Annotated in this window: 7 protein-coding genes; 3 read left to right on the top strand and 4 right to left on the bottom strand. The window is 69.6% G+C overall.

Annotated features, from left to right (window positions below; translation table 11 throughout):
• Together D180_RS08330 and D180_RS08325 are read left to right on the top strand one after the other, a co-directional pair.
• On the top strand, positions 1–361 hold a 361-nt coding region (locus D180_RS08330), incomplete at its 5' end, for a histidine-type phosphatase (protein WP_043083088.1).
• A 109-nt stretch (positions 362–470) separates the two neighbouring features.
• A complete protein-coding gene (locus D180_RS08325; RefSeq protein WP_017912435.1) occupies positions 471–1,775 on the top strand; it encodes a jacalin-like lectin in 1,305 nt (434 codons plus the stop codon).
• Positions 1,776–2,073: 298 nt separating this feature from the next.
• Here the strand turns inward: D180_RS08325 and radA are convergent, their stop codons facing one another.
• The 4 genes from radA to D180_RS08305 all read right to left on the bottom strand — a co-directional run bounded on the left by radA (position 2,074) and on the right by D180_RS08305 (position 7,154).
• Entirely contained in the window at positions 2,074–3,459 is a 1,386-nt protein-coding gene (gene radA / locus D180_RS08320; protein ID WP_017912434.1) for a DNA repair protein RadA, read from the bottom strand.
• Positions 3,460–3,764: 305 nt separating this feature from the next.
• Complete coding sequence (locus D180_RS08315) at positions 3,765–4,301, bottom strand: adenylate kinase (protein ID WP_043090649.1); 537 nt, start codon at positions 4,299–4,301, stop codon at positions 3,765–3,767.
• Positions 4,302–4,526: 225 nt separating this feature from the next.
• The gene (locus D180_RS08310; RefSeq protein ID WP_087963559.1) at positions 4,527–6,395 is read right to left on the bottom strand and encodes a tetratricopeptide repeat protein; all 1,869 of its coding nucleotides are present in this window, start codon (positions 6,393–6,395) and stop codon (positions 4,527–4,529) included.
• Positions 6,396–6,551: 156 nt separating this feature from the next.
• Positions 6,552–7,154 (bottom strand): ATP-dependent Clp protease proteolytic subunit, encoded by a 603-nt coding sequence (locus tag D180_RS08305; RefSeq protein ID WP_017912431.1) that lies wholly within the window; start codon positions 7,152–7,154, stop codon positions 6,552–6,554.
• A gap of 55 nt (positions 7,155–7,209) precedes the next feature.
• Here D180_RS08305 and D180_RS08300 point away from each other — a divergent pair.
• A partial coding sequence (locus D180_RS08300; RefSeq protein ID WP_043090650.1) for a sigma-70 family RNA polymerase sigma factor occupies positions 7,210–7,851 on the top strand: 642 nt, incomplete at its 3' end.

Here is a 7,851-nt window from a genome sequence, read left to right as displayed (position 1 = left end):
CGGCGCGGCGCGGCTGGTGGTGCTGTCCGGCCACGACGGCACCTTGACCCTGCTGGCCGGCATGCTCGACCTGCACTGGCAACTGCCCGGCTACCAGCCCGACCAGACCGTGCCCGGCGGCGCGCTGGTGTTCGAGCGCTGGCGCCGCGCCGACGGCGAACGCGTGATCCGCCTGCGCTACACCGCGCAGAGCCTGGCGCAACTGCGCGAACGCCGCGCGCTGACGGTGCAGGCGCCGCCGCTGGAGTCGCCCGTGTTCATCCCGCCGTGCAGCCGCGCCGACGCCGCCTACGACTGCCCGCTACCCGCCTTCGCCGCCGCGGTCGAGGCCGCGCTCGATCCGCAGTTCCTGACCCCATGACGCCACGTGCGCCGGCCCCGGCCGGTCGCGCGGCGGCATCGGTGCCTTCCGGCACCGCCCCTGGCGCTCGCGCCACCCGCTGTTCCTCCCAACCCGCAAGAGGCGATTCATGATCCAGCATCTACGCACCCTCGTGAGCTACGGCATCGGATTGAGCCTGGCCTGCGCCGGCGTGGTCCACGCGCAATCGGACGTCGGCGTGCTCGACGTGCTCACCTACAACGTCGCCGGCCTGCCGCAGGGCATCTCCAGCAGCAACCCGGCCGCCAACACCGCCCAGATCGCACCGAAGCTGGCGCCCTACGGCCTGATCAACGTGCAGGAAGACTTCAACTATCACGCCACCTTGTACGCGGGCGACAAGCACCCCTACCGCACCCCCACCAGCGGCGGCGCGGCGATCGGCGACGGCCTCAACACGCTGAGCAACTACCGCTTCGACGACTTCACCCGCATCAAGTGGGACAAGTGCAACGGCACCGACTGCCTCACCCCCAAGGGCTTCAGCTACATGCGCGTGCGCCTGGACGACGGCGTGCTGCTGGACGTGTACAACGCGCACCCCAACGCCGGCACCGAAAGCGCCGACCTGGCCGCGCGGCGCGCCAACATCAGCCAGCTGTCGCAGTTCATCCAGACCTGGTCGGCCGGCAACGCGGTGCTGGTGATGATGGACTCCAACACCCGCTACACCCGCGCCGACGACAACATCCGTGCGTTGATTTCCGCCAACGGCCTGACCGATACCTGGGTGGAACTGGTCAAGGGCAGTGCCCCGGCCGCCGGCGCCGCGCCGCTGCTGTGCGGCACCCCGCCGACCAACGACTGCGAAGTGGTGGACAAGATCCTGTACCGCGACGCGCCGCAGCTGACCCTGGTCGCCAACCGCTACAAGCTCGACGACGGCAACTTCTACGACAGCGACGGCAAGCCGCTGTCCGACCACTACCCGCTGGCCGCGCAGTTCGGCTGGGCGGTCGGGACCACCGTGCGCACCAGCGACCAGTTCGGCGGCCCGCACGGCACCCCGTTCAACGACATCGCCAAGGGCGCCGAGCAGCGCACCATCGCCAGCGTGACCTTGCGCGGCGCCTCGCGCCTGGACGGCATCGCGCTGGGCCTGGACAACGGCAGCACCCTGGCCCACGGCGGCAGCGGCGGCGACGCGGTCACGCTGCGCCTGGGCAGCAACGAGCGGCTGACCTCGGCCACGCTGAGCGTGGGCCAGTACAACGGCCACACCCGGCTGTTCTCGCTGAGCCTGCGCACCAACCAGGGCCGCAGCCTCAGCGCCGGCACGCCGACCGCCGAGACCTACACGCTCACCGCGCCCAGCGGCTGGCACATCGCCGGCTTCACCGGCCGCGACGGCGACGAGATCGACAAGCTCGGCGCGATCTACCGCAAGGATTGACGCAACCGCGGGCGCCATCGCGTCCGCGGCACCGCAACGGCAACGGCGCGCGTGGCGACGCGCGCCGTTCGCCTTACCGAAGAAGAGGCGCCGGCTGCGACCTGTGGCCGATCGCGCGCATCGACGTGCAGCGAGCGGATGCATTGCCGCTGACGATGCGGATCGGCAATCTCCACACCAGGCCGCGCGATGCGGCCACGTGTCTACGTGGGCCGCACTCGCGCACACACCACCGCATCGCGATTCGAAGCGACGCAGTACACGGGGACGACGCGCCGCTGCCCGCCGACGCCGCAGCCTATTCGCTCGCCGCTTCCAGCGCCTGCGCCAGGCGCTCCACCGCGATCACCTCCATGCCCTTGACCGTACCGGTCTTGGGCGCATTGGCCTTGGGCACGATGGCGCGCTTGAAGCCGTGCGTGGCGGCCTCGCGCAGCCGGTCCTCGCCATTGGGCACCGGGCGGATCTCGCCGGACAGGCCGACCTCGCCGAAGGCGATGGTCTTTTCCGCCAACGGCCGATCGCGCAGCGACGACAGCACCGCCAGCAGCACCGGCAGGTCGGCCGCGGTCTCCTGCACGCGGATGCCGCCGACCACGTTGACGAACACGTCCTGATCGCCGACCACGATGCCGCCATGGCGGTGCAGCACCGCCAGCAGCATCGCCAGCCGGTTCTGCTCCAGGCCCACCGCCACGCGCCGTGGATTGGACAGCGGCGAGGCATCGACCAGGGCCTGCACTTCCACCATCAGCGGCCGCGTACCCTCGCGGGTGACCATCACGCAACTGCCGGGCTGGTGCGCGCTGCCGCCGGACAGGAAGATCGCCGACGGGTTGGAGACTTCCTTCAAGCCCTTTTCGCCCATCGCGAACACGCCCAGTTCGTTGACCGCGCCGAAGCGGTTCTTGAACGCGCGCAGCAGGCGGAAGCGGCTGCCGCTCTCGCCCTCGAAGTACAGCACCGCATCGACCATGTGCTCGAGCACGCGCGGGCCGGCGATGCCGCCCTCCTTGGTGACGTGGCCGACCAGGAACACCGCCGTGCCGGTCTCCTTGGCGTAGCGCACCAGGCGCGCCGCGCTCTCGCGCACCTGGCTGACCGAACCCGGCGCGGCGGTCAGCACCTCGGTCCACAGGGTCTGCACCGAGTCGGCGACGATCAGCTTGGGCCGCGCCGCGCTGGCGTGCTGCAGGATGTGCTCGATGCCGGTCTCGGCCAGCGCGTTGAGGCCGTCCAGCGGCAGGTCCAGGCGCACCGCGCGCCCGGCGACCTGGCCCAGCGATTCCTCGCCGGTCACATACAGCACCGGCAGCGTGCCGGCCATCTTCGCCAGCGCCTGCAGCAGCAGGGTCGACTTGCCGATGCCGGGGTCGCCGCCGATCAGCACCACCGCGCCCTCGACCAGGCCGCCGCCGAGCACCCGGTCGAACTCGCCGATGCCGGTGGACACGCGCGCCTGGTCGCGATGCTCCACGTCCTTGAGCGCGGTGATCTTCGGCGTCTCGGCCTTGCCGGCCCAGCCGCTGCGCCGCGCCGCGGCCGGCGCCTTGGCCGTGGCCGCGCTCTCCAGCACGATCTCGCTCAGCGTGTTCCAGGCGCCGCATTCGGTGCACTGGCCCTGCCACTTGTTGTACTCGGCGCCGCACTCGCCGCAGACATAGGCCGTTTTCGCTTTCGCCATCTGCTTCTGGTCCGCTCAGACAATGCACCAGCATAGTGGCTGGCGGTCTCAAGGTCCGCGACGCGGCGCCAGGCACCGCATCGCATTCGCTTCCCCAGCGTGTAACGCGGCGGCGGGAAGACGTCGCGCACTCGGCAGAGACGACGATGTACGGCGGCGCTGCTGCGTTTCCCCGCGACTGGTGACCCAAGTCGCCCGCGCACGGCCGCCAGGCGGCAGCAGGAGGCAGCATGTAGCGCCGACGTCGGGTCAGACCGATTCTGACCGGGGCGGTGTCCTCTTCGCTTGTCGCGGCAGGGAGGCCGTCAGCGCGCCTTCAAGGCAGCAAGCAGGTGTTCCGCCTGCTCCCGTCGCCTAATGCGCACGAAGCGAATATGCGCGTACTGCGGGTTGTGCAGATCGGCCTGGTAGCGCGCGCGGTTGCTGCGCCAGGTCTTGAGCATCCAGATGATGATGGACTCCCGGCTAAAGAATGCGCGGCGAAAACTCTCGCGATTTCCCGTACCGGGCCACAGCTCCTGTTTGTGCCAGGCCCGTTTGAACGCTCTGGCGACAGCCTGGAACAGCGTGCGCAAAAATCCATAGTCCACCCACACCACCAGGTCCACGTCGCGCCATTTCACGGGGCGCGTCCGGTTGTAGTTGCCATCCAGCACCCAGTCCGCAGAGGCGGCTAACGCACGCTCCAGTTCTTTCAGGAACACATCGTCCGGGGTCCTCTGCCAGTCCGGGCGCCAGTAGAGTCTGTCCATTTCGACATAGGGAATCGCAAGTTCCTTGGCGATCAGCCTGGCGAGTGTGCTTTTCCCGCTTGCGCTGGTGCCGACCACATTGATTTTCACCGCCTGACCTCGTCCTCGCAAAGAAGATCGGCCACCTCGGCCGCTCCCGCACGGTGCTGCGCTCGCTGCAGGAACGGCTTCACATGGACTGCGCCATCGGTGGCGACCAAACAATGAGCATCGCGCGCGCAACCGCCGCAAGCGACACGCGCCAGCACGACGACGCCGTCGCCGCACCGCGCAACGGCACACCGAAGCGCCGGGCGGCGATCGCGCTCGCCGCCCTCAACGCGCCTTGTACAACTCGCTCAGACGATCCGGCGTGCCGGCGATGCGCTCCAGGTGCGGATACTGCAGGCCGCCGTAGTAGGCGATGCGCACGGTGTCGTAGCGGTCGCCGCGCTTGACCAGCAGTTCGATCGGCGTGCTGCCGCCCTTGGCCGCGGTGACCGCGTCCTTGAGCGCCTCGGCGCTGTACTCGCGGCCGCCGACTGCGACCACGCGGTTGCCGGCGATGATGCCGGCGTTGAACGTCGGGCTGTCCCACAGCACGGATTGCACCCGGCCCTGCTCGTCCAGGCTCAGGCCCAGCGAGTAGCTCAGGTCCAGGTTCTTGTTGCGCGCCTCGGAGGTCTTGCTGGCCGCGTTCGGCTGATCGGTATAGACCAGCTTCCAGCCGCTGGCCTCGATCCCGCCGACCAGCGACCCGTGCTCATCGAGACGGCTGCGCAGCAGGCTCGCCCAGTCGTACTTGGCGATCCCATCGAGCGTGGCGACGATGTCGTCGAAGGTGTAGGTGTTCACGTCCCAGGCGCCGTCGTGCATGCCGAAGAACGCCTTGGCGAAATCGTCCAGCGAGCGCTTGCCGCCGCTGAGCTCGCGCAGCTTGGCGTTGACCTCCAGCCAGACCATCTGCCCGCCGGAATAGTAGTCCTCGCTCAACTGGTAGCTGCGGTAGGCGCGCGGCCGGCGCATCGACATGGTCGGGTCGTTGGTGGTGTCCTGCAGCGCACGCCAGGCCAGGCCGGGACGGCCGCGCTGGTAGACCGCGGCGACGTTGGCCAGCATGTCGCGGGCCTGGTCCTGGGTCCACAGCCCTGCGCGCGCGGCGATCACCTCGCCCCAGAACTGGGTCTGGCCCTCGTACAGCCACAGCAGGCTGTCGCCCATCGGCACGTTGAAGTTGGGCGTGGCCAGGTCGGCGCCGCGCCGGTACTTGCCGTTCCAGGAGTGGTTGAACTCGTGCGCGAGCAGGTCGCGCATCTCCCAGCTCTTGTCCCACCCGGTGAAGTAGTCGAGCGGGCCACTGTTCTCGCTGGAGCGATGATGCTCCAGGCCGATGCCGCCGAGCTTGTCGGTCAGCGCCAGCAGGAACTCGTAGTGGTCGAAGTGGCGCGCGCCGTACAGCTTGTCCATCTGCTGCACCAGGGCCACGTGCGCCTTGATCTGCTCGGGCTTGGCCTCCAGCGACTTGGGCTTGTCGGCGAATACGTTCAGCGCCACCGGCGCCTTGCCCTTGTCGTCCAGCACGATGCGCTTATAGTACTTGCCGGCGAACATCGGCGAATCGACCAGGTCGTCGAAATCGATCGGCTTGAAGGTCACCGTATCGCCGCTCCGCCCGGCGGTTTCCAGCGCGGTGGCGTAGCTCCAGCCGGCCGGCAGGGTCACGCTGGCCTGCGCCTTGATGTTGCGCGCGTACACCCCGGCCGGATACAGCGCGGTGGTGTTCCACTGCAGGTTGAGCATCTCCGGGGTCATCATCACCCGGCCCTGGCCGTCGCCCTGCGAGGACAGGAACTGGTACTCGGCGACGATCTCGCTGACGCCGGCGGGCACCTCGATCTTGAACGCATAGACGTCGAACTGGTCGCGCGTCCACGGCAACACCTTGCCGTTGGCCTTGATCGTCAGCCCGGCGAGCTTGTCGATCGGGCCGGTCGGCGAATGGTTGCCGGGGATCCACTGCGGATACAGCAGGGTCATCGGCCCCGGCGTGGCCGGGATGGTGCTGCGCACGCGGAAGATACGGTGCGCCAGATCGGTGGCATCGACATCGATCTTCAACGTACCGGCGAAGGGCACGTCGCGCGGCGGTGCGGTCTGCGCCGTGGCCTGGAACGCGACAGTGGCGGCCAGCAGCAACGGCGCCATCCAGGCGGTGGACTTGTTCATGGGATCTCCAGGGGGGGCGAACGACAGCGGACAGGCAAACTCCCATGCTATGCCTGCGCCGCCGCCGCGTGCCATGCCATAGGTCATGCCCGCGGCGATCGCCGCGCACGGCGCCTGCCGCAGTGGCCGGAGCCCTCAGCGCCCGGCCAGTTGGCTGCGCCGCTCGACGATGCGCGAGACCAGGCCGTAGTCCATCGCCTCCTGCGCCGACATCCAGCAGTCGCGCTCGATGTCGGCCTCCACGCGCTCCAGCGGCTGGCCGGTCTCGCGGGCAATGACCTTGGCAATGCGGGCGCGCGCCTTGAGGATCTCGCTGGCCTGGATGGCGATATCGCTGGCCGGGCCGCCGGCGCCGCCGCTGGGCTGATGGATCAGGAACCGGGTCTGCGGCAGGCACACCCGGCGCTCGCGCGGCACGCCCAGGAACACGTGCGTGGCCGCGCTGCCGACCCAACCCGAGCCGATCATGTCGACCGGTGCGGAAATGAAGCGCAGCGCATCGTGGATGGCGTCGCCGGATTCCAGATGCCCGCCCGGCGAGGACACGATCATCGCGATCGGCGCATCGGACTCGGCATCCAGCGCCAGCAGATGGCGCACCGTCTGGTAGGCGCTGGCGTCGGTGATGGTGCCGAACAGCAGCAGGGTCCGCGCGCGGAACGCCTTTTCCTCGAGGAAGGCGGCGGACGGCGACTGCGCGGAGGGCGCGGCGGGGGACGTTTCGTCGGAACGCAGCATCGGCCTGTCTCCATGTATGGTGGGTGTCCCTCCCAACGAACGACGGGGCCGCGACGTGACATCTCCGACCGACACGCCCACGCCGGCCGACGGCGAGGCGCTGCGCCGCCAGTTGCTGGCCCTGGCGCACCGCTGGCTCGGCCAGGGCCAGGACGCCGAGGACCTGGTGCAGGAGACCTATCTGCGTGCCGCCCAGGGGCCGTTGCCGGCGAATGGCGGCGACGCATGGATGACCACGGTGCTGCGGCACCTGTGCATCGACCGCCTGCGCCGCCGCGCCCGCTACCGCAGCGTGCTGGAACGCGCCGCACAGGACCCGGCGCTGCTGGAGGCCGGGCCGACGCAAGAACCGGCGCAGCACGCCCTGCACCGCGACGCGGTCGCACAGGCGCTTGCCCACCTGGTGCGCACCCTGCCGCCCGGCGACGTGGCGCTGGTGCTGCTCGCCGAAGCGTTCGACTTTCGCCACGCCGAGCTGGCGGCGCTGTCGTCACGCAGCGAAAGCGCCTCGCGCCAGCACTTGCGTCGTCTGTTGCAGCGCGTACGCGTCGCACCGCCAGAAACGCCGGCGCGGCCCGTCGCCGCCCCGCGCGAGGACGAGGGCTGCCTGCTTGCGCTATGCCACCACGCGCTGCTGCATGGCGACCCGGCCGGCCTGGTCGCCACCTTGCGCGCGGCACGGCCGCAGACCCTGTTG

The organism is Xanthomonas sp. SHU 166 (assembly GCF_000364685.1).
Lineage (GTDB): Bacteria > Pseudomonadota > Gammaproteobacteria > Xanthomonadales > Xanthomonadaceae > Xanthomonas_A > Xanthomonas_A sontii.
The sequence above is the reverse complement of the archived record's forward strand: the minus strand, read 5'-3'. Positions and strand labels throughout refer to the sequence as shown.

Bases quoted from the DNA above. Each gene is read 5' to 3' on its own strand.
- D180_RS08325 (WP_017912435.1), top strand. From the start codon at position 471: ATGATCCAGCATCTACGCACCCTCGTGAGCTACGGCATCGGATTGAGC.
- D180_RS08305 (WP_017912431.1), bottom strand. From the start codon at position 7,154: ATGCTGCGTTCCGACGAAACGTCCCCCGCCGCGCCCTCCGCGCAGTCG.
- D180_RS08310 (WP_087963559.1), bottom strand. From the start codon at position 6,395: ATGGCGCCGTTGCTGCTGGCCGCCACTGTCGCGTTCCAGGCCACGGCG.
- radA (WP_017912434.1), bottom strand. From the start codon at position 3,459: ATGGCGAAAGCGAAAACGGCCTATGTCTGCGGCGAGTGCGGCGCCGAG.